Origin of the sequence: Cutibacterium namnetense (assembly GCF_001642025.1) — a bacterium.
In the GTDB taxonomy this organism is placed as follows: Bacteria; Actinomycetota; Actinomycetes; order Propionibacteriales; family Propionibacteriaceae; genus Cutibacterium; species Cutibacterium namnetense.
This window is the reverse complement of record NZ_LWHO01000006.1, coordinates 1-18,713: the sequence shown is the minus strand read 5'-3', so window position 1 is coordinate 18,713 and position 18,713 is coordinate 1. Positions and strand designations below refer to the sequence as shown.

The 18,713-nt window shown below is 57.8% G+C and carries 17 protein-coding genes, 2 tRNA genes and 1 pseudogene; 11 read left to right on the top strand and 9 right to left on the bottom strand.

Annotated elements, in window-relative coordinates:
- From A5483_RS12620 to A5483_RS07835, 7 genes and pseudogenes are all read left to right on the top strand, one after another.
- On the top strand, positions 1-103 hold a 103-nt coding region (locus A5483_RS12620; RefSeq protein WP_153023083.1), incomplete at its 5' end, for a thrombospondin type 3 repeat-containing protein.
- Positions 100-657: a hypothetical protein gene (locus tag A5483_RS07865; RefSeq protein ID WP_063811461.1), complete on the top strand. Its 558-nt coding sequence runs from the start codon at positions 100-102 to the stop codon at positions 655-657. The genes A5483_RS12620 and A5483_RS07865, both read left to right, overlap by 4 nt.
- 159 nt (positions 658-816) lie before the next feature.
- The gene (locus A5483_RS12425) at positions 817-1,383 is read left to right on the top strand and encodes a hypothetical protein (RefSeq protein ID WP_002550347.1); all 567 of its coding nucleotides are present in this window, start codon (positions 817-819) and stop codon (positions 1,381-1,383) included.
- A 240-nt stretch (positions 1,384-1,623) separates the two neighbouring features.
- A pseudogene (locus A5483_RS07855) lies at positions 1,624-1,797 on the top strand (thrombospondin); the annotation flags it as partial.
- Positions 1,798-2,518: 721 nt separating this feature from the next.
- The gene (locus tag A5483_RS12240) at positions 2,519-3,094 is read left to right on the top strand and encodes a hypothetical protein (protein ID WP_193790458.1); all 576 of its coding nucleotides are present in this window, start codon (positions 2,519-2,521) and stop codon (positions 3,092-3,094) included.
- Between the two features lie 99 nt (positions 3,095-3,193).
- On the top strand, positions 3,194-3,817 hold the full coding sequence (locus tag A5483_RS12420) for an adhesin (protein ID WP_241497695.1): 624 nt from the start codon (positions 3,194-3,196) through the stop codon (positions 3,815-3,817).
- A 117-nt stretch (positions 3,818-3,934) separates the two neighbouring features.
- Positions 3,935-4,513, top strand: coding sequence for a hypothetical protein (locus A5483_RS07835; RefSeq protein WP_063811460.1), 579 nt, complete (start codon positions 3,935-3,937; stop codon positions 4,511-4,513).
- 153 nt (positions 4,514-4,666) lie between these two features.
- On the opposite strand, the gene A5483_RS07830 is transcribed toward A5483_RS07835, so the two are convergent.
- From A5483_RS07830 to bcp, 3 genes are all read right to left on the bottom strand, one after another.
- Positions 4,667-5,503: a lysozyme gene (locus tag A5483_RS07830; protein ID WP_176607930.1), complete on the bottom strand. Its 837-nt coding sequence runs from the start codon at positions 5,501-5,503 to the stop codon at positions 4,667-4,669.
- Positions 5,504-5,692: 189 nt separating this feature from the next.
- A tRNA-Leu gene (locus tag A5483_RS07825) sits at positions 5,693-5,774 on the bottom strand.
- A 50-nt stretch (positions 5,775-5,824) separates the two neighbouring features.
- On the bottom strand, positions 5,825-6,310 hold the full coding sequence (gene bcp / locus A5483_RS07820) for a thioredoxin-dependent thiol peroxidase (protein WP_063811459.1): 486 nt from the start codon (positions 6,308-6,310) through the stop codon (positions 5,825-5,827).
- Between the two features lie 83 nt (positions 6,311-6,393).
- Between bcp and A5483_RS07815 the strand changes: the two genes are divergently transcribed.
- Positions 6,394-6,960, top strand: coding sequence for a DUF3618 domain-containing protein (locus A5483_RS07815; RefSeq protein WP_002550356.1), 567 nt, complete (start codon positions 6,394-6,396; stop codon positions 6,958-6,960).
- Positions 6,961-7,074: 114 nt separating this feature from the next.
- Here A5483_RS07815 and A5483_RS07810 read toward each other — a convergent pair whose 3' ends face one another.
- The 6 genes from A5483_RS07810 to A5483_RS07785 form a co-directional block, all read right to left on the bottom strand.
- On the bottom strand, positions 7,075-7,950 hold the full coding sequence (locus tag A5483_RS07810) for a carbohydrate ABC transporter permease (protein WP_063811458.1): 876 nt from the start codon (positions 7,948-7,950) through the stop codon (positions 7,075-7,077).
- Entirely contained in the window at positions 7,947-8,987 is a 1,041-nt protein-coding gene (locus tag A5483_RS07805; protein ID WP_002550359.1) for a carbohydrate ABC transporter permease, read from the bottom strand. Before A5483_RS07805 ends, A5483_RS07810 begins: the two co-directional genes overlap by 4 nt.
- Positions 8,988-9,093: 106 nt before the next feature.
- Positions 9,094-10,407 carry an ABC transporter substrate-binding protein gene (locus A5483_RS07800; RefSeq protein ID WP_063811457.1) on the bottom strand — a complete coding sequence of 438 codons (1,314 nt, stop codon included), beginning with the start codon at positions 10,405-10,407 and terminating at the stop codon, positions 9,094-9,096.
- A gap of 213 nt (positions 10,408-10,620) precedes the next feature.
- Positions 10,621-10,693: transfer RNA gene (locus tag A5483_RS07795), tRNA-Lys, on the bottom strand.
- Between the two features lie 56 nt (positions 10,694-10,749).
- Positions 10,750-11,478: a type 1 glutamine amidotransferase gene (locus tag A5483_RS07790; RefSeq protein ID WP_063811456.1), complete on the bottom strand. Its 729-nt coding sequence runs from the start codon at positions 11,476-11,478 to the stop codon at positions 10,750-10,752.
- The gene (locus A5483_RS07785; RefSeq protein WP_063811455.1) at positions 11,475-12,629 is read right to left on the bottom strand and encodes a MurT ligase domain-containing protein; all 1,155 of its coding nucleotides are present in this window, start codon (positions 12,627-12,629) and stop codon (positions 11,475-11,477) included. The genes A5483_RS07790 and A5483_RS07785 overlap by 4 nt, the downstream gene beginning before the upstream one ends.
- Positions 12,630-12,961: 332 nt before the next feature.
- Between A5483_RS07785 and A5483_RS07780 the strand changes: the two genes are divergently transcribed.
- From A5483_RS07780 to A5483_RS07770, 3 genes are read left to right on the top strand one after another with little or no spacing between them, the layout of a single operon-like run.
- Positions 12,962-13,558 carry a hypothetical protein gene (locus A5483_RS07780; protein ID WP_063811454.1) on the top strand — a complete coding sequence of 199 codons (597 nt, stop codon included), beginning with the start codon at positions 12,962-12,964 and terminating at the stop codon, positions 13,556-13,558.
- Positions 13,548-15,140: a Y-family DNA polymerase gene (locus A5483_RS07775; protein WP_063811453.1), complete on the top strand. Its 1,593-nt coding sequence runs from the start codon at positions 13,548-13,550 to the stop codon at positions 15,138-15,140. Before A5483_RS07780 ends, A5483_RS07775 begins: the two co-directional genes overlap by 11 nt.
- Positions 15,141-15,145: 5 nt before the next feature.
- On the top strand, positions 15,146-18,550 hold the full coding sequence (locus A5483_RS07770; RefSeq protein ID WP_169815249.1) for an error-prone DNA polymerase: 3,405 nt from the start codon (positions 15,146-15,148) through the stop codon (positions 18,548-18,550).
- Positions 18,551-18,713 lie beyond the last annotated feature (163 nt).

The window sequence follows — 18,713 nt, the reverse complement described above, 5'->3', positions numbered from 1 at the left end:
AGATAATTGCCCCACCATAGCCAACCAAGACCAAACCGACACCGACCACGACGGTATCGGAGACGCCTGCGACCCCCACACCACCACGAAGGCGCCCCGATGACCACCTGCGAAAACACACTCGAAGAGCAATACCGGCGCGCACCCGTTAATGGTCTCATCATCGGAGCTGTAGCCGGGGTTGCGTGGGTGATTGTGGTCCTCGTGGGCTATGTGATATTGGAAGGGCTCTTTATTGTCTCCTGCACGGCTGAACTTGTCGTAGCATGTGTTTTCCCTGTGACTGGGTGGATGACAGGCTTGTGGGGACGAAGAGTGTTTATGTGCGATGACCCGAAGAAGCGGAGACGCAAGGCTAAGATCATTGGCGCTGTCATGGCGACTGTTACTGGTATGCTCATGTTTGTCCTCGCAACACCCTTAGACGCTTACACCTCTTGGGGTGTCAAGGAGTCCACAGCCCACTTAATCACTTTAACGATATGCCCTCTTGCTGGCCTGTTCCTTGGTATTATTGGGACGAAACCCAAAGACAGTAATGTCTCATCTGTTCGTGACATGAGCATTACAGCAGTAATTATAGTATTCGTAGCTGCGACAGTGTGGCTTATCTTGAACTTTGCTATTGCGTTATCTTTCGTCAAGATCACGTTTTAACGGATGCGATCATGTGGATATGGATATTCCTGTGGCAGTGACTTTGAGAGCTACTCTTTGCATGCATGGCTACGGTGTTTCTCGTTACCACGCGGCGCCAACTCCACAGCTGTCACAGAACTAGACCGGCTGACATTCCTCCACCATGAGATGGAAACAATGACTAATACAGACGAGGAGCAATACCGCCGCGCACCCCTTAATGGCCTGGCCACGGGGGCCATTGTGGGAGCTGTCTGGGCACTCGTGATTCTGGCCGCGCGTAGCAGTTTTGGACGCTACGCCGTTATGGCCTTGACGTTATTCGCGATCGTTCTTCCTGTGGTGGGCTGGTTTGCCGGCGTATGGGCAAAAACGGGCTACACGGGTAGGATTATGGCGAGCAGGCAGCGTCGGGTCAAGATCATTGGTGCCGTAATAGCCACCGTAACCGGGCTTGCCCTGACAGGCATGATTCATGGTTTCACTGACAGGCCGGGAAACAGTCCGGTTCCCAACGGTCAATTCCTTAGCCTCACAGCGTTCGTGTGGTATCTAGCTCCAGTCATTGTGTTCCCTCCCGCCGGCTGGATACTCGCTGGACTCAGGATCACGCTGACGCAGCGCGATAGCCACATTGTCCCCCTCATGGCTGGCGCATCGGTCGTCGGGTTGATTATTTGTGGATATCTCTGGTTCGCGATAACCGGCATCTTGCCGATGTTCCTGTTCCCGTTTAGCGCTTAACCCGCTGCACCGTCGAGCATGACAAGGGCTATCGTGTTCGTTGTCAGCCCAATGGGTGGGGTGATGCCTAGGTGGTGTGAGGTTCCGTCGCGGGCTTACGGAGTCGGCATCGACGTGTCACGAACGTCCGTGTTGTCTGTGGAGTCCCTTGTCGGAGCGTTTCCGGGGAGAAGCAGCATGGGAAACGTACGCAGACGCATGACAGGCCTGACGGTGGCTGGTGGCGGGGTTCCCTTCGACCAGCTGGGCACAGTACCAGAGGTACGCATGCGTGTCGCAGTGATCGGACAAGAACTCGTACGCCAAGGCGAACCACTCGACGTGGATGCCTCCTCGTCGTATACGGCCTTCGGCCATATCCGACGCTGGCAATGGGATCTGGACGGTGACAGACACTACGAAATCACCACCACGAAGGCACCCCGATGACCACCTGCGAAAACACACTCGAAGAGCAATACCGCCGCGCACCCCTCAACGGCCTGACCATCGGCACCATCGTCGGAGCCGCCTGGGCTACGGTATTTTCAATACTATACGTCAATTCGTGGAAGGCAATAGACCCCAAGGAATATCCGTCTATCCTTATTATGTCACTCATCTTTCCCCTAGTAGGGTGGCTCACGGGTTTGTGGGAAAGAAGAGTGTTCGCCTGCGATGATCCAAAGAAACGCAGACGCAGAGCCAAGATTATTGGCGCTGCCATGGCGACCCTCACCGGTGTACTCATTTTTTCTCTCGAGCCCATTGGATACGATTTCCACTTTGAGTGGCGAAGAGATAGCGGCTCACGTGGTCCTTCTCATGGTGTTTCCTCTCGCTGGTCTAGTTCTTAGCGTTATCGGAATTAGACTCGAAAAAAGCAGTGCTTCATTTATTCTCAGCATGAGCATTGTTGCAGTGATTGTCATATTTATGACTGCGGTATTTTGGTTCCACTTACACATACTTTTGTCAGTGCTTTTCTTTGAATTTTGATGGATATAGTTATGTTGACACAGGTCCTTACCAGCGGCAGTGGTCTTGGGGGTTATCCCAGCCGCGATGGCTACAATGTTCCTACTACTGCCGGGCACCAGCTTCACAGCTGCTACAGAACCAGACCGGCTGACGCCCTCCGCCATGAGAGGAAACAATGAGCATTCACACTCATACGGATCAGGAGCAATACCGCTGCGCACCCCTTAATGGCCTCATTATCGGCACCATCATCGGGGTTGTCTGGGTGCTTGTGCTTTTGATCCCCGGGTTGTTTGCGAATGACCCCTCGAGGCGAGCCAAGATGGATCTTGTCGCCTTGACGTTACCTGTTCTTGGATGGATTACGGGGGCATGGGAAAGATCTTTTACCGCCCGTGGAGATCCAGCAAAAATAAAACATAGGATTAAGGTGATCGGTGTTGTGATGATGACTGTGATCGGAATTATGATGGCAATCACTTTTTATACGCTAGTTGCAAGTCAAGATACCCTCCATGCGCCGGCTCGTGACACATACAGCGCTAAGGCATTTATCCTGTACCTGCTTCCTTTGGTGATGTTTCCTTGTGCCGGATGGGCGCTCGGGGGTGTGCGAGCAAATAATATCCATGATGATCGATGGATCATTTCTAAGATGAGTATCATGGCGGGTGTAATGCTGTTCTTGTCTGCGGCTTTCTGGTTTACCACGAGCTTTTTTATAGAGACATTATTCTTTTTCGAGTTCTGAGCGTATGACCATAACGCGCATCCCTGCCATCAACCCGCACCGATCACGACGAGATTGGGGATGCCTATGGTCTTCTATACCGCTACTAGAGAGGCAGCGATGACCACTCACAAAAACACACTCGAAGGGCAATGCCGCCGCGCACCCCTCAACGGCCTGGCCATCGGCACCATCGTTGGTGCTGTCTGGGCGCTCGTATTCTTGCTCTGGGGTGTACGGGGAAACTTTTTCATGTCCGTCTATTTCATGTCGGTTGTTTTCCCTGTAGTCGGATGGCTTACTGGGCTGTGGGGGAGAACAGTTGGCGTTTGCGAGACTCCTGCAATGAGGAAACGCAAAATCAGGGTTATAGGTGCCGTGATGGCAACTTTTACTGGGCTAATTATGGCGATTCATGAGCATTTTATTTCCAAATTTTGGGGTGATTATATACCTAGCGATGCGATTTTTAGCGGCAAAGCGGTTATCATATACCTTGTCCCCCTAATTGTTTTCCCTATTGTCGGGTGGATGCTCGGCACAGTCAGAGCTAATATCCTGCATGGTAACGGGACTGCCATCATTCGGATGAGTTGCGTAACAGTGGTGGCTGTGTTCGTGTCGGTGATCGCCTGGTTTTATATTACAGCAAGCCTTAGCTTGTTTTTTCTTTCGTTTTTGATGTGTCGGAATCTTCATCTTGGGGGCGTGAAATTAGGCTGTAATTATGCCTGCCGATGTTAGCAATAGCGTGGTTGATGGCTGGAACGGCTGCCTTACGATGGCCAACTCGGAACAAATTGACTCCGACGACGGTATGGCGGATGCCTGTGATCTCCGCACCACCACCAGGGCACCACGATGACCACCCACGAGAACACGATTGAGGAGGAGTGTCGTCGCGCGCCCCTCAATGGTCTCATCATCGGGACCGTAGCCGGGGTTGCTTGGGCGGTTGAGTTTTTGCTGCCTTTTTTATTTCCATTGGGTAATTACTTGCGGAACGTCAAAATGGCTCTTATCTCCTTGTCGCTACCCGTGGCCGGGTGGGTCACTGGGGTATGGGGAAGGACGGTCCGTAGATGTAAAACCCCAGCGAAGAGGAAACACAGAGTCAAGATAATCGGCGTCGTCATAACGACTGTCATCGGGATGCTCCTGGCAACTATTTACTATACTTTTGTTGCAGGTATAGGCACTTTTTATATACCGGATGACGCCACCTTAAGTCTCAAGGCCTTCGTCATGTATCTGGCTCCGTTGTCTGTGTTTCTTGTTGCTGGATGGGGACTCAGCATCGCGAGAATCAACACTCCAGGCGATCGCCACTCAGTCATTTTGAAAATGAGCGCATGGGTTGCCCTAGGACTATATTTATCTGTCGCCGGCTGGTTTGCAATTAGTGTACTGCTAGATTTCGTGTTCTTTTTCGAGCTCTAAAATACGCTTCCACAGTTTGTGAAATCTGGGCAAGATAGCCCATGGCCGCGAGGTTCGTAGTGGCGGCGACGGCTGTCGCGAGAAGGTGGCGGAGCTTCCGGGTGGATCTTGGCTGTTGTGGTTGTCAGCAGGAACACCACGCTGAAGCAGGGGCTAACGACGCGGCTTCGCGGTTCCGTCGGTCGCGAATTCCATGAGGTCTGCGTAAGTTCCGGCCATCCGGTCATGGTCGTAGTCAGTGTCTGAGTACTGCCACGTTGCCCATGCGTCCCATCCCGACGGTAATTCCCCTACAGTGGAGGAGTATCGGGCGATCCATAACGGCGCGACCGCCGTGATGTCCGAGGCTGCCGACCCCACACACATATTCCACCAACTCGTGGACGTGTAAATCATGGGAGCCCTGCCCCACCGATTCTGGTAGGTAGACACGAAATCACGGATCCACGAGGCCATTGCGGTCTGGCTCAACCCATAACAGGCATTCTCGCCGTACGGGTTGTACTCCAGGTCCACGACCCCAGGCAGGGTGTAGCCGTCCCTCGACCACCCGCCACCATGATCAGAGAAGTACGTTGCCTGGTCCTGGCCAGATGAGCTCGACGGCAGGGCGAAGTGATAGGCGCCCCGGACCAGGCCAGCGCTCTGGGATCCGTTGTACTGAGATGCGTAGAACGAATTTTGATACGACGTTCCCTCGGTAGCCTTTACCCACGCAAAAGACATCCCCGAGGAAACCTTCGCCGGCCAGTCAACATTTCCGTCCTCACTGGAGACGTCCATCCCCTCAAGCTCGGTGTCTGTCGCCAAGCTTTGCATCCGATTGGCCGTCACGGCTCCATGCTCATGCTTTTTGATCTGGGACCCCATTGCGTGGTTGCCGGGGGAGGGGGTGGCACTTGAGGATGACGGCCCCTCCGGTAGCTGGGCTTCTGATGCGTGAGCAACGGTGGTTGGTACGAGCGTGATCACGGTCATACCGGAAACTATTGCGGCAAGCCATGATCGTTGACGACGGTGGAACGAGCAGCTCATACGAACCCCCCCATAAATAGAAACTGGCCTTAGCATCCAGAGGGCCGCCCAACTGCTTCACTGAACGATGATCCTTTAGAGGCACTTGTCCCATCAACTGGACCGGGCGATCTGCCCGGGCGACGATCACAGACCTTGCTGCGGTGCCGGAGAAGGGACTCGAACCCTCACACCACAAGGCACAGGAACCTAAATCCTGCGTGTCTACCAATTCCACCACTCCGGCGTAGGGGCGCTACTGCCCCCGGGCCACCAAGGCCCTCGGGTATCCCCGAATCAGCAGTCGATCTTAAGCTCTTTGCAGAGCTTGTCGACATGTCCCTTGGCTCGAACATTATACTGGGCTTCGGTGACTTTGCACGAACCGTCCTCATCAACGTCAACGACGAAGGTGGAGCGAATGACCCCGACGATCTCTTTGCCGTAGACGTTCTTAGGCCCGTAGGCCCCGTAGGCTTTCATAACATCCTTGCCCTCATCGGAGAGCAGAGTCAAGGTCAACGACTCTTTGGCGACGAATTTTTGCAGCTTGCTGACGGGGTCGGGGGAGATCCCCAGCACCTTGTATCCAGCTTCCTCAAACTCGTCCAAATGGGCGGTGAAGTCGATGGCCTGGGTAGTGCATCCGGGTGTCATAGCAGCGGGGTAGAAGTACACGATGACGCGCTTGCCGGTGAAGTTTGAAAGGGTGATTTGGTCGCCGCCAGCGGCAGGCAGAGTGAAATCAGGGGCCGCATTACCGGGCTGAAGACGGGTGCTCATGACCTCAACGATATAGGCTGTTTCCAGACCAGCGCCGCGCCCATGCCGGCGCAAAGCGCAGACACGGCACCAGGAGGGGTCACATGGCTGATAGCAAGTCGAAGGCGAAGGACGAGCGCACTGCCGATGAGATCAGGCGGGATATTGCAGCGACCCGGGCTCGCCTGGCGGCCGGGATGGAGAACCTCGTAGAGGAGGTGCATCCGGCAACCCTCAAGCGTGAAGCCTCTGATCGTGCCCGTGATTTCGTGCAAGGTGAGTTTGACCAGGTCAAAGGCCAGGTTAAGGACGAAAACGGCTGGCGCATGCAGCGGATCGCGATCGCTGGGGGCGCGCTCGCTGCCGGCATCGTCAGCATCATCGTGCTGCGCGCGATTGTCGGTCGTGCTACGGGCGCTACCGCTCGTCGCAAGCTAGAGAAGCTGCAGCTTTCTCAGGCGAAGCAGGTTCGTAAGGATGCCAAGCAGCGCCGTAAGAACGACGCTAAGGCCGCCAAGAGGAACGCCAAACTCGGCAAGAAGAACGCTAAGAAGTACGGCAAACTCGATACCGATGACTCGTCGGTGAGCAACCTTGCCGAGAAGATGCTCAAACAGGCGGCCGTATTGCGTGCACAGGCTGCTGCCGAGCGCGAGGAAGGCGCAGCCTGACCACTGGGCCCACCTGATGATCGGCACGTGCTGATAACTGATCCAGGACAACGCATTCGGTCCCGACCCACCAGAAATGGGTCGGGACCGAATGCGTTGTTGCCTCGAGCGGCCTCACTTGAGGCTGCCGGCAGCCAGGCCGGCGACAATGCGGCGCTGGAATACCAGCACCATGATGACTAGCGGCACCGTCATGATGACGCCAGCAGCCATTTGAGAGCCGAACGGGGTGTTGAACTGTGAAGCTCCAGTGAACTTCGACAGCAGGACTGTGGCGGGCTCCATCTTCGGATCGTTGATCATGGTGACGGCGACGAGGAACTCATTCCATGCGCCGATGAAAACGATGATCGCGGTGGTGAAGATGCCGGGGGCCGCCAGCGGGAGGATGATCTTGCGGAAGGCTCGAGCCGGGGAGCAGCCGTCGATCATGGCTGCCTGCTCCAACTCGTCGGGCATCTGCTTGAAGAAGGTCGTGAGGTTCCACACTGCTAGAGGCAGGGAGAACGACAGGTCCGGGATGATCATAGCCTGGTAGGTGTTAATCCAATGCCATGCCGAGAAGTTCTTCAGCAGCGGCACGATGATGGCCACCAGCGGAAACATCGACGTCGCGACGATGAGAATGAGGAATCCGCCTTTGCCCCGGAAATCTAGGCGCGCGAGCGCGTACGACGCGAAGGTGGCGATGAGCAAGGCAATGACCGTCACTGCGACGGAGACGATGAGGGAGTTCAGCAGGCCGCGCAGAAAGTTGTTGCTCGGCTGGAAGACTGCCTGGTAATTCTCCACCGACGGATGGGCTGGCCACCAGGTGTTGTCGAAGATCTCTGAGTCGGGACGCAGCGAGGAGACCACCATCCAGTAGAACGGCGCCAGGCAGTAGATGACGATGAAGATGATGCCGATGATCGGCAGCACTTTGGCCCAGGTGTTCTTCTTGTGATGGTTCTCCTGGCCGATGATTCCCGGTGCGGTTGCGGTACTCATGACGCCGCCTCCTTGCTAGCTGCGGCTTGTACAGCATTGGCTTTCTGCCGGGCACGACGTCCACCCGGGCGTCCACCAGAGACGAAGGTGATGGCTTTCATCTTCTTGCGTTTGTGTTCGTTGCCGACGAGGTCAGCTCCGAGGATCTTGATGAACGCGAATGCGATGATGAACACGTAGAGGAACAGGATGATCGCGTACGCAGCAGCAGCGCCGTACCGCAGGTTAGAAGCCTCATCCTGGACCAGCATGGACAGTGTCTCGACTGATGCCATACGTGGCCCCACGAGAATAAACGGCAGGTCGAACATACGCAGAGCGTCAAGGGCCCGAAATAGCACGGCGACGACCAGTGCCGGCTTGACCAAAGGCAAAGTGATAGAGACGAATCTCTTCCACGCATTGGCACCATCCACCTTGGCCGCTTCGTAAACCTCAGTCGGAATCACTTGCAGACCGGCAAGTGTCAATAGACCGATGTACGGAGCCGTCTTCCAAACGTCAGCAATGATGATCGACCACTTGGCCGTCCAGTTGCCTGAGGCCCACATGATATGCGTGCCGATGATGGCATTCGCTACACCATTCTGGTTAAAGATCCAGCCCCACAAAATGGCTGAGACTGCGGTGGGGATAGCCCAAGGAACCAGAATGGCGGCTCGGACGACGCCGCGTCCAGCCATCGCCCGGTGCATGATGAGTGCCATGATGACGCCGAGGATGGTTTCGAGCACGACTGTGACGACACCGAACAGGGTGGTGTTCCAGAAGGCGGTCCAGAATCTCTCCCCGGAGCCGGTGAAAATGTCGGAGAAGTTCTTCATTCCGACGAACGGCTCGGTGTCGTTGACGAATCCGGTTTCTGGATCCAGCCCGGGCTGGCCGTAGAGGGCTTGCTTCACTGACTGAATGACGGGGATGACGATGACGATCGTCAAGACGATAAGGGCAGGTGCGATGAGTGCTAGGGCTAGACGTTCTTGGGATTTGGCCCGCGAAGACCTTTTGTTGGTCTGTTCCACTGTTGCAGTGGTCATGTAAAGCTCCTTGTTCCCGGTGCTGCTGGCCGGGTGGTGTGAGCGGGATCGCAGACACAGCGGGGTAGGTGACCCGCCCCGCCGTGTCCGTGTGGTCGAGTGACAGTCAGTTCTTGATGATCGTCTTCAGCTTCTCGGCCAGTTGCTTGGCCGCACTCTCGGCGTCAGACTTGCCCTGCAAAGCTGGGTAGATGGCATCCTGGATGGCCGCAGTGACGTCACCATAGGCGACAGCGTGCGGACGCCCCTTAGCTGCGTCGAGGGAGGCCTTCAGGGTTGGTAGGTACGGGAGCTTCTTGACGTTCTCGTCCTTGGTGTACAGCTCGCCGTAGATAGGGGCGTTGGACTGCTTCTCGAGGTTGTACTGCTCGGATTCCTTACTGGTCCACCACTTGACGAATTTGAGGGCTGTGGCCTTGTTCTTACAGTTGGTGGTGATAGCACAGTTGTGGCCACCCAAGGTCGGCATGTAGGTCTTGCCGTCGATGGCGGGTAGCGGGGCAAGGCCGAACTTGGCGGGGCCAAGCTCCTTAAGGTCGTTGCCGTACTGATAAGGCCAGTTACGCAGGAAGAGGATCTTGCCGGACTCGAAGCCGTTACGGCTGTCCTCTTCCTTCCACTCCAGAGCAGCGGTCGGGATGAGCTTGGACTTGAAGGCGTCAACGGCTGTCTGGATGCCTTTGATGGACTCCGGCGAGTCGACGGTTACCTTGCCCGAGTCGTCGACGATCGCACCACCGCAGGTATTGATGAACTCGGCGATGTTACAGGTCAGGCCCTCGTATTTGGCCCACTGGCCACCAAAGCCGCCGATGTTCTGCATGCCGGGAAGCTTGCGGACGGCTTCGGTGGCCTTTGCAACGTCTTCCCAAGTCTTAGGGATCTCAGCCTTGGCTTTTTCGAGAAGATCCTTGCGGTAGTACATGATCGGTGCGTCAGTGGCGTACGGGACGGCGTACTGCCTACCGCGGTAGGAGTCGGTTTCCCACACCGAGGCAATGACGCCGTCTGGCTTTGTGTCTGAGGGGATCTCGACGATCCAACGGTTAGCAGCGAACTCGGCTACCCACACCAGATCGAGGCCGATGACGTCGTGAGCCGCAGAGTTCGTCTGGGCGGCGTTGATGAGTGACTGGCGCTGCTGATCAGCCTCCGCGGACAGCTCAATGAGGGTGACCTTTTCCTTGGGGTATTTTTTGTTCCACTCGTCGAGTCGTTTCTGGACCATGCCACCGGAGAAGTCCTTGCCTTGGACCCAGTTGATGGGGCCTTCACCGGTGAAATCGGTTCCCTTCGCCACGGGCTTGTTGGCTCCCGACCCCTTCGAGTCTCCGTTGGAACAGGCTGCCACGGCGCTGAGCGCCAGTGCTCCGACAGAGCCCTGGATAAAGGCCCGGCGGGAGTGCGTGTAGTGCGTCATGTGACTTCTTCCTCTTTGATACGGCGATGTCAACAGCGACATCGCGTGCGCATTAGCGGCTTTTTGCAGGTGCGACAGGTCACAACTTCTGGCAGTACCCTACACTGCCTGTTCGGCATGTCTGCCCTGGTTGGGTCTGATGCCAGCGGTCATGAACGCGACATGAAAAAGTCGTTCCATCCCATTTCTGGGATGGAACGACTTCCACTTCGGTGCGCCGCCAGGGACTCGAACCCTGAACCCGCTGATTAAGAGTCAGCTGCTCTGCCAATTGAGCTAGCAGCGCCGACAAGAGAAAACACTAGCGGACTTCGGCCACGATGCAAAATCGAGGTGACAAACTCATGGCCGACCGGTGCGTACAGCCTCAATCCGACGCTGTCGCAGCGCCGCCATCTCCGGTACGTCGAGGGGCTCTAAACGGCGTCCTAGAGCCATTTCAAGCACATGGTCAGCTAGCTGCGGGTTGCGTGCCAGCACCGGTCCGTGGGGATAGGTGCCGATGACGCGATCTTGCACAGCTCCTTCATCGCGACGGTTGCCATTGCCCCAGCCAATCTCCACGGCGGCAAGCGGTCTGGCGTCGGAACCAAGTTCGGTCCAGCCGCCATGGTTTTCGAAACCGGTGATGGGACAGGTGCTGCCGTCGGGCTGAGTCCAGATGTGCAGCACCTCCCCGACGGCACGTTCTGGGCCACGTCGAGTTTCAGCGTCGAGGAGTCCTAGCCCCTTGACGGCCTCGTCACGGGCACCAATAGTGAAGGACTTTCCACAGATCTGGTAACCGGCGCACACCGCAAAAAGCATTGCGCCGTCATCGAGGGCGGTGAACAACCCACCATCAGCTTCGAGCTCTTGTACAGCGGTGATCTGGGCGGTGTCCTCGCCGCCTCCCAGTAGATAAACGGCCCCGTCGGTGGGCACAGGCTGACCAGGCTCGACGGTGAGGAGCTCGGCGTCGATGCCACGCCATTGCAGTCGTTTAGTGAGGACAACGGCATTGCCGTGGTCGCCGTAGATGCCCAATAGGGACTGGTACAACAGGACGATCTTGGGATGGTCGGTGTTCATGCCAGTCCTCCGAGTCGGCGCAGTTTCTGGAAAGGTGTGTAGGTTGACAGCACGTCAATAGGGTGTTCAGCGTCCCACTTCCCGGCCAGGAGAGGGGAGGAGAGCGCCTGGGAGAGGTCCTCGATGACGATGTGCTTCACCTCGGCGTATTGCAGTCTGACGGCCAGGTCGAGGGCGCGTGGCCCAGTACAGATGACGGTTCTTCCGGCTAGCTGCTCGTAGTCGACGTCCCATAGCCACGAGACGTCCTTGCCATCGGCTGCCACTGCGTCAATGGCCAGCACCAGTGGGTCTGAGGTCGTCAACGGCAGAGATTCTGTCCAACCTGCAGGGTTCTTTGACAGCAGTAGACGGCAGTGAGTGCCGCTGATGGTGCAGGTGGCGTAGCGGCCAGCGGGGGATTCCACTGTGGCGATCCCGCGCAGGGCGTCTTCGGGCTGGATACCCATATGGATAGCCGCTGCGAGGGCACAGGTGGCGTTAGTGAGGTTGAAGGTTCCCGGCACCTGGACGTCAAGGTGGAAACGTCGCCCGGAAGCCTCAACGGCGTCGTGGTCTTCTACCCACCAATCAGCTGGCGGCTGTCGCAGCTCGCATCCAGGGCAATTCCACCCCTGGTCATCGTGGGTGAGGATGGCGCCACAGTTGGGGCATAGCGTCGAATCAGCTGTCCAGCGGGGCTTGGTATCTACCCAAATGACGTGTTGAGCTTTCTGACACACCCACACGATGAGCGGGTCGCAAGCATTAGCAACCACCGTCGGTCCGTGCTCGGCCGCTTTTTCGAGGGCCGCCCGCCAATCGCGACCCAGGAAGGTCAACTCGTGATTGCGGTCCAGCTGGTCGCGGCTGAAGTTGAGCAACACCAGCACTTCCGGGGTGCCCATCGCCACGACATCGGCGACGACTCGTTCGTCGGTCTCCAGCACTGCGATAGTGGCGTCCGGAGCTTGTCCTAGAGCCGAGACAATGCCGTGATGCAGGTTTGCGCCGTCAGCGTTGGTGACGACGGACCGCTGGCTGTCGGGGGTTCCGGCCCGCACTGCGGCCGTAAGGAAATGGGTCGTCGTGGTCTTGCCATTGGTCCCGGTGACGCTTGCGATGCGACGTCCTGCCAGTAGTTCGGGCAAGGCCTTGGGTGCCAGTTTCATTGTCACCCGACCCCGGATTGACGCTCCCGAGCCCTTCCCCGTCATGCGGGAGACCATTGCGGCTGTCCGTCCGGCTAGCAGGGCCAACTGCAGCTGCGGGGAGCTGCGGTGTCTTTGAGGTGACGAGGTCATGGTCCTAATCATGGCAGGAAGGGATGACGACACCGAAGTGCTCAACCTGGGATGGAGGCGCTTTCAGAGCCAGATCAGTGTGGATTGACAAGGGTGTTCGCTGTTGTTCTGGAGGCTCATCAGTAAAGCTGTCGGGCACGCGTGTCACGGTGATCCCGTCGGTTTCGAGAGGTCGCTGAATGTCGGACAGGGGGTGTGCGATGGTCGACGTTGACGCATTGGTGAGCCGTGGTGTCGATGGGTTAGAGGTGCCCAGCGGCCATGCTATTCATCCGTTGCTTCAGCCGCTCTTTCCTGGTGGGCTCATGCCTGCGGTGTACCGATTGGACGGGGCATCTTCGGTTGGGCTGGGATTGCTCACTCATGGCTGGTGCGGGGTGGTAGGCCTGCCCGAGTTGAGCGTTGAGGCGGCGCGGCAGTGGGGAGTCGAGCTGTCCCGGTTGGTACTTGTGCCCGATCCAGGGAACTGGCTTGAGACGGTAGCTACCCTCATCGAGGGGCTCGATGTTGTCCTTGCCGCAGCACCGCCAACGTTGCCGATGACAGCAGAAAGACGATTGACGGCTCGGCTGCGTTCTCGAGGTTCAGCTCTGGTAGTGCTGGGGCCATGGTCCAATCCGGCTGCTCGCATTGATGTACGTACGATCGGTTGGCAGGGCCTCGGACAGGGGTATGGCTGTCTATCAGCTCAAGAACTTGAGGTGACGGTGGTCAGGCATCATCACAACCGTTCAGTGAGGTTAGTTCGTACTGGTACTGGGGTGCACTCTGCTGAGGAGAGCGCGGATGTCTGCTGAGCGACTGAGTCCCTTCCCGGTCCGGGTCCTCTTGGTAGTGGTCCCGAAGTGGCGGGTTGTGGCCGCATCTCGGCGTCACCCTGGCGACGACCCGCTTATGGTTGTTGATCGTGGCGTAGTTATCGACTGTTGCGCACGTGCGGCTGAGGAAGGTGTGGTCCCCGGCCTGCGGGTGCGTGCGGCCCAATTGCGCTGCCCGGGGGGCGTTGTGGTGCCCTACGACCCTGCCTCCGAAGAGGTTCTCTTCGACGAGGTGGTCCGTGAGATTGAAAAGTCCGTGGCCCCTTCAGTTCACGTGGTACGGCCAGGCGTAGCTGCGGTGGCAGCTCGCGGTGTAGCCCGTTTTTATGGCAGTGAGATTGCTGCTGCTGAGCGTATGGCCAATGTTTTGACCCATATTGGATATCCTCAAGTGGGGGTATCGGTGGCTGACGGTCTATTCACTGCTGAGGTGGCGGCTACTGACGGTAGCGGTGAGGGAAAGCGGGGCCCCATCCTTCTCCCCTCGGGAACATCTCGAGCTTTTTTGGCTCCCTATGACGTCTCGGTGCTGGCTCGTACGGGCCGGGCCGATGAGGGATTGATACGAACCCTGCGCCAACTCGGTCTGACGACAATGGGTGCTTTCGCTGGGCTAGACCGTCAGCACGTCGCACAGCGGTTTGCTGAAGCTGGCCAGCGTGCTCATGACTGGGCCCGGGGAATGGACGTCACAGTGTTGTCGTCTCGGCGCCCCCAGAATGACGACGCTGTGGAAGTCGTCCTTGATGACCCAGAGCCTTCCGGTGCTCAGGTCGTTACCAAGGTACGTCCGGTGGTGGAGGAGCTCATGACACGTCTAGCGGAGACTGGGCGGGTGTGTTCTCAGGCTCGCATTCTGTTACGAGCTACCACCGGCTTCTCCGAGCGCACCTGGCGTCAACCTTGGCAGTTCAACAGTGACGATTTGCTGGCACGACTGTTGCGCCAGTTTGATGATCTTCCGCGTGGTACTGACGAGTTTGGCGCTGATGAGTTCTGCCAATCAGGTGTAGAGGCGGTGCGCATCGTTCCCAGCATTCATCGCGCGGGAGAAGCTGCTGGGGGACTGTTTGGTGCCAGGCCTACTGAGCATCTCGTCCATGTCATCTCTCAGTTGCAGGAGAAACTGGGCCCCGAGGGGGTTCTGGTGGGGGAAGTCGCCGGTGGTCGGATGCTTAAAGATCGGCGCCGACTCGTCCCCTTTGGGACGGTTGTTGAGGATGCCCGCCCGGTGGATCGTCCCTGGCCTGGTCACTTGGGTGGCCCGGCCCCCGGGATCGTGTACTCCCGTCCCTTGCCGGCTCGGTTAGAGACGACGGATGGTATGCCTGTCACGACCTCCTCGGATTTACCCACTATTACCCCTGGGTGGTTTCACGACGGCAGGTCGCGGCGTCGAGTTATCGCGTGGGCGGGGCCATGGCCGGTACACCAGAGGTGGTGGAATACCCCGGCTGTTTCAGTGGAACGGGTGCAACTGGTCACTGAGGATCAACAGGCTTGGGTGTTGGCGGGCTCGGCTGACCGTTGGTGGGTCGAGGCTCGGTACGACGAGGCGTGATCGCGGTGAGTTATCACAATCCGCCAATTCCCTGGCGTGAATTGGAAAGACGTATTTCTGGGAGACCTGCTCTTCATGGTCACCAGGAGAGTCACGCTGATCAGGTCGGTTACCGTCGTGTCCGTAAGCCCTTTGGCCGTCGTCCAGTCCGGCCGGAGGGGCCAGTGGTGCCCTATGCCGAATTGCACTGCCATTCCTCTTACAGCTTCCTTGACGGCGCATCCAGCCCCGAAGACCTCGTCACTCGGGCGGTGGAGCTAGGGCTGTCAGGTCTGGCTTTGACTGATCATGATGGCCTTTATGGGGTAGTTAGGATGGCCGAGGCTGCTGAAGTCTGTGGTCTTCCCACTGTCATCGGGTCGGAGTTGTCGATTGGTCTTCCTGAGCCGCAGAACGGGGTGGCTGACCCAGTGGGCAGTCATCTACTCGTGCTGGCCAATGGGCCGGAAGGGTATCGACGTTTGGCTAGAGCTCTTACCGACGCTTACTTGGCCGAGGGAGGACACAAGGGCCATCCGGTGCACAACCTCGACCATCTGGCCGAGGTAGCCGACGGGCACTGGACTGTCCTTACCGGGTGCCGCAAGGGGGCGGTGAGGCAAGGTTTGGCTAAAGGAGTGCCGCAGGCCGAAGCGGAACTGCGCCGGCTGGTTGACCTCTTTGGCATCGACAACGTTCTGGTCGAGCTGACCGACCACCGGGCTCCCGCCGATTCTCGCGACAACGACCTCCTCGCAGAACTAGCTTCTCGCCACAGCTTGTCGACGGTGGCGACGACAGCTGCTCATTACGCCGGGGCCGAGCAGTTTGAGTTGGCCTGTGCTTTGTCGGCGGTGCGGGCCCGACGCAGTCTCGACGATATGGACGGGTGGTTGCCTCCCGGCCCGGTGGCGCGGCTGCGTAGTGGAGCTGAGATGGCAGATCTCTTCAGTCGTCATCGAGATGCAGTGGACAATACGGTGGCGGTGTCTGAGAGGACGGCCTTCCACCTGAAGTCGGTGCGTCCTCGTCTGCCTGACCAGAAGGTGCCTGACGGTCATACGCCCATAAGTTGGCTGCGTCATTTGGTAGAAGAGGGACGCCGGGATTGCTACGGGGATGATCTGGTAGCCAAGGACCGCCTGGCTACCGAGCTTGACCTCATCGAGGCCCGGGATTTCGCCGGATATTTCCTTATTGTTTCCGATATTGTGGAATTTGCGCGGTCACAGGGGATTTTGTGCCAGGGACGTGGATCAGCTGCGGCTTCGGCGGTTTGTTATGTCCTGGGAATTACAGTCGTCGATCCGGTCTTTTATGGTTTGCCTTTTGAGAGATTCCTGTCGGTGCTACGCGAGGAGGAACCTGACATTGATGTCGACTTCGATGCCCGTCGCCGCGAGGAGGTCATCCAGTACGTCTACGCCAAATACGGTAGGCGCAATGCCGCCCAAGTGGCCGACGTCATCACCTATCGTCCGCGTAGCGCCATTCGTGACATGGCTAAGGTCCTCGGCTATTCACAAGGTCAGCAAGACGCATGGTCGCGTCAGGTGGAAAGGCGGTCGGTGCCGCCCTCGCCGCAAGATATTGATGGTTCCGAGGTCCCTGACGACGTTGCTGCCTTAGCCCAACAGGTCATGGGTTTGCCACGTCACCTGGGTATCCACTCGGCCGGAATGGTGCTGACGCGAGAACCAGTCGAATGCATCTGTCCCATTGAGCCGGCCCGGATGCTTGGCCGCACGGTGTTGCAGTGGGATAAGGAAGACTGTGCCTGGATGGGGTTGGTGAAGTTCGACCTGCTCGGGCTGGGGATACTTTCTGCACTGAGCATTTCCTTTAACCTCATCTCCCGGCATTGCGGACGTTCTTGGACCTTGGCCGCTATCCCGCGCAATGAGCCGGGGGTTTACGACATGTTGTGTCGTGGTGACAGCATCGGGGTTTTTCAGGTAGAAAGCCGCGCCCAGATTGGCACTCTGCCTCGTCTTAAACCGCGCTGCTTCTACGACCTAGCTGTGGAGATCGGACTCATTCGGCCTGGTCCGGTGCAGGGAGGCGCGGTGCATCCTTACATTCGCCGACGTACTGGCGCCGAACCAGTTACCTATCCCCACCCGCTGCTGGAGCCGGTGCTCGAACGCACCCTGGGGATTCCGGTCTTTCAAGAGCAGCTCATGCAGATGGCTATCACGGTGGGCAACTGCACGGCTGCTGACGCCGACCTGTTACGTCGGGCTATGGGGTCTAAGCGGGGAATGGAACGCATCGACTCCCTGCGCACCAAACTTTTCGAGGGGATGGCCGCCAATGGGATTGACGACGAGACGGCCCAAGACATCTACGCTCGCATCGAGTCTTTCGCGAACTTCGGATTTGCTGAGTCCCATGCGCTGAGCTTCGCCGGGCTGGTCTACTCCTCAGTCTGGATCAAACTGCACTACCCAGCAGCTTATCTGGCGGCCTTGTTGCGCAGTCAGCCGATGGGGTTCTATTCCTCGGCAACTTTGGTAGCCGATGCCCGACGGCATGGTGTGGTGACGAGACGTCCTGATGTGGTGAAGTCGTCAGTAAATGCAGATCTAGAGTTACTGGATTCGTGCTACGAAGAGCACGGCGGTGAAGGCTTGGAAACGGGGATGGAGGGCTGCCTCCGCGACCACGACGAATCCGAGATCGGAGCTTTTGATCCCAATCGTGATGATGGTGACCATCGGCGCGATACTTGCTTCGCCGTGAGGTTGGGGCTTTCCGATATCTCCGGTATTAGTGCCGAGACGGCGACTCGGATTGTTGAGGAGGGGAAACGAAGATCCTTCGCCAGCCTCGACGATCTCGCTCGCCGGGTTGATTTGAGCGGTGAGGAGGTCGAGGCGCTGGCCCTGGCCGGTGCTTTCGACGATCTTGTCGGTTCCAGGCGCGGTGCCCTGTGGCAGATTGGCCAGATAAATGGTGTCGGCCCGGGGCAGTTGGACGTTCAGGTGGCCACCCAACCTCCGCTGCTTCCTGAACCTACTCAGATGGAATTACTAAGTGACGACCTCCACGCCACCGGTATTAGTACCGCTGATCATCCGATCCGCCATGTACGGGGGGTCCTTAATCGACGGGGTGTGGTGCGGATCGACTGGTTGGATGGTGTTGAGGCCGGACGACGTATCGAAGTTGCCGGGGTGGTTACCCACCGTCAACGACCCGGGACGGCTGGTGGAGTGACCTTCCTCAACCTGGAGGACGAAACCGGTCTGCTTAATGTCATCGTCACCCCGGGGGTGTGGAGGCACTATCGACGTGTTGCTCGAACATCGCAGTCCTTGGTAGTGCGAGGGATCCTCGAGAGGGGGGATGAAGGAGTGATGAGTTTGCAGGCAGATCGGTTAGAGGCCCTGGATCTGTCAGTATCGACGAGGTCGCGGGACTTTCGTTGAAAGCCTTCTGACTAGGTGTTTTGGTGGTCAACGAACTCGGATTTGCATTGGTGGTGGGGTGTGTGTAGTGTTTTCCGAGCTGTCAGGGGCTGCTTGTGGTGGTTTCGGATGGTGGCCGGATTGGGATTGATGCTTGTCGGGTTTGACGGTGAGTGTTGGTTTC

Coding starts and splice junctions, on each gene's coding strand:
- A5483_RS12420 (WP_241497695.1), top strand. CDS start 3,194: ATGACCACTCACAAAAACACACTCGAAGGGCAATGCCGCCGCGCACCC.
- A5483_RS07785 (WP_063811455.1), bottom strand. CDS start 12,629: ATGAAACTGGCACCCAAGGCCTTGCCCGAACTACTGGCAGGACGTCGC.
- A5483_RS07800 (WP_063811457.1), bottom strand. CDS start 10,407: ATGACGCACTACACGCACTCCCGCCGGGCCTTTATCCAGGGCTCTGTC.
- A5483_RS07810 (WP_063811458.1), bottom strand. CDS start 7,950: ATGAGTACCGCAACCGCACCGGGAATCATCGGCCAGGAGAACCATCAC.
- A5483_RS12425 (WP_002550347.1), top strand. CDS start 817: ATGACTAATACAGACGAGGAGCAATACCGCCGCGCACCCCTTAATGGC.
- A5483_RS07780 (WP_063811454.1), top strand. CDS start 12,962: ATGGTCGACGTTGACGCATTGGTGAGCCGTGGTGTCGATGGGTTAGAG.
- A5483_RS07865 (WP_063811461.1), top strand. CDS start 100: ATGACCACCTGCGAAAACACACTCGAAGAGCAATACCGGCGCGCACCC.
- A5483_RS07775 (WP_063811453.1), top strand. CDS start 13,548: ATGTCTGCTGAGCGACTGAGTCCCTTCCCGGTCCGGGTCCTCTTGGTA.
- A5483_RS07805 (WP_002550359.1), bottom strand. CDS start 8,987: ATGACCACTGCAACAGTGGAACAGACCAACAAAAGGTCTTCGCGGGCC.
- bcp (WP_063811459.1), bottom strand. CDS start 6,310: ATGAGCACCCGTCTTCAGCCCGGTAATGCGGCCCCTGATTTCACTCTG.
- A5483_RS07790 (WP_063811456.1), bottom strand. CDS start 11,478: ATGAACACCGACCATCCCAAGATCGTCCTGTTGTACCAGTCCCTATTG.
- A5483_RS07835 (WP_063811460.1), top strand. CDS start 3,935: ATGACCACCCACGAGAACACGATTGAGGAGGAGTGTCGTCGCGCGCCC.
- A5483_RS07815 (WP_002550356.1), top strand. CDS start 6,394: ATGGCTGATAGCAAGTCGAAGGCGAAGGACGAGCGCACTGCCGATGAG.
- A5483_RS12240 (WP_193790458.1), top strand. CDS start 2,519: ATGAGCATTCACACTCATACGGATCAGGAGCAATACCGCTGCGCACCC.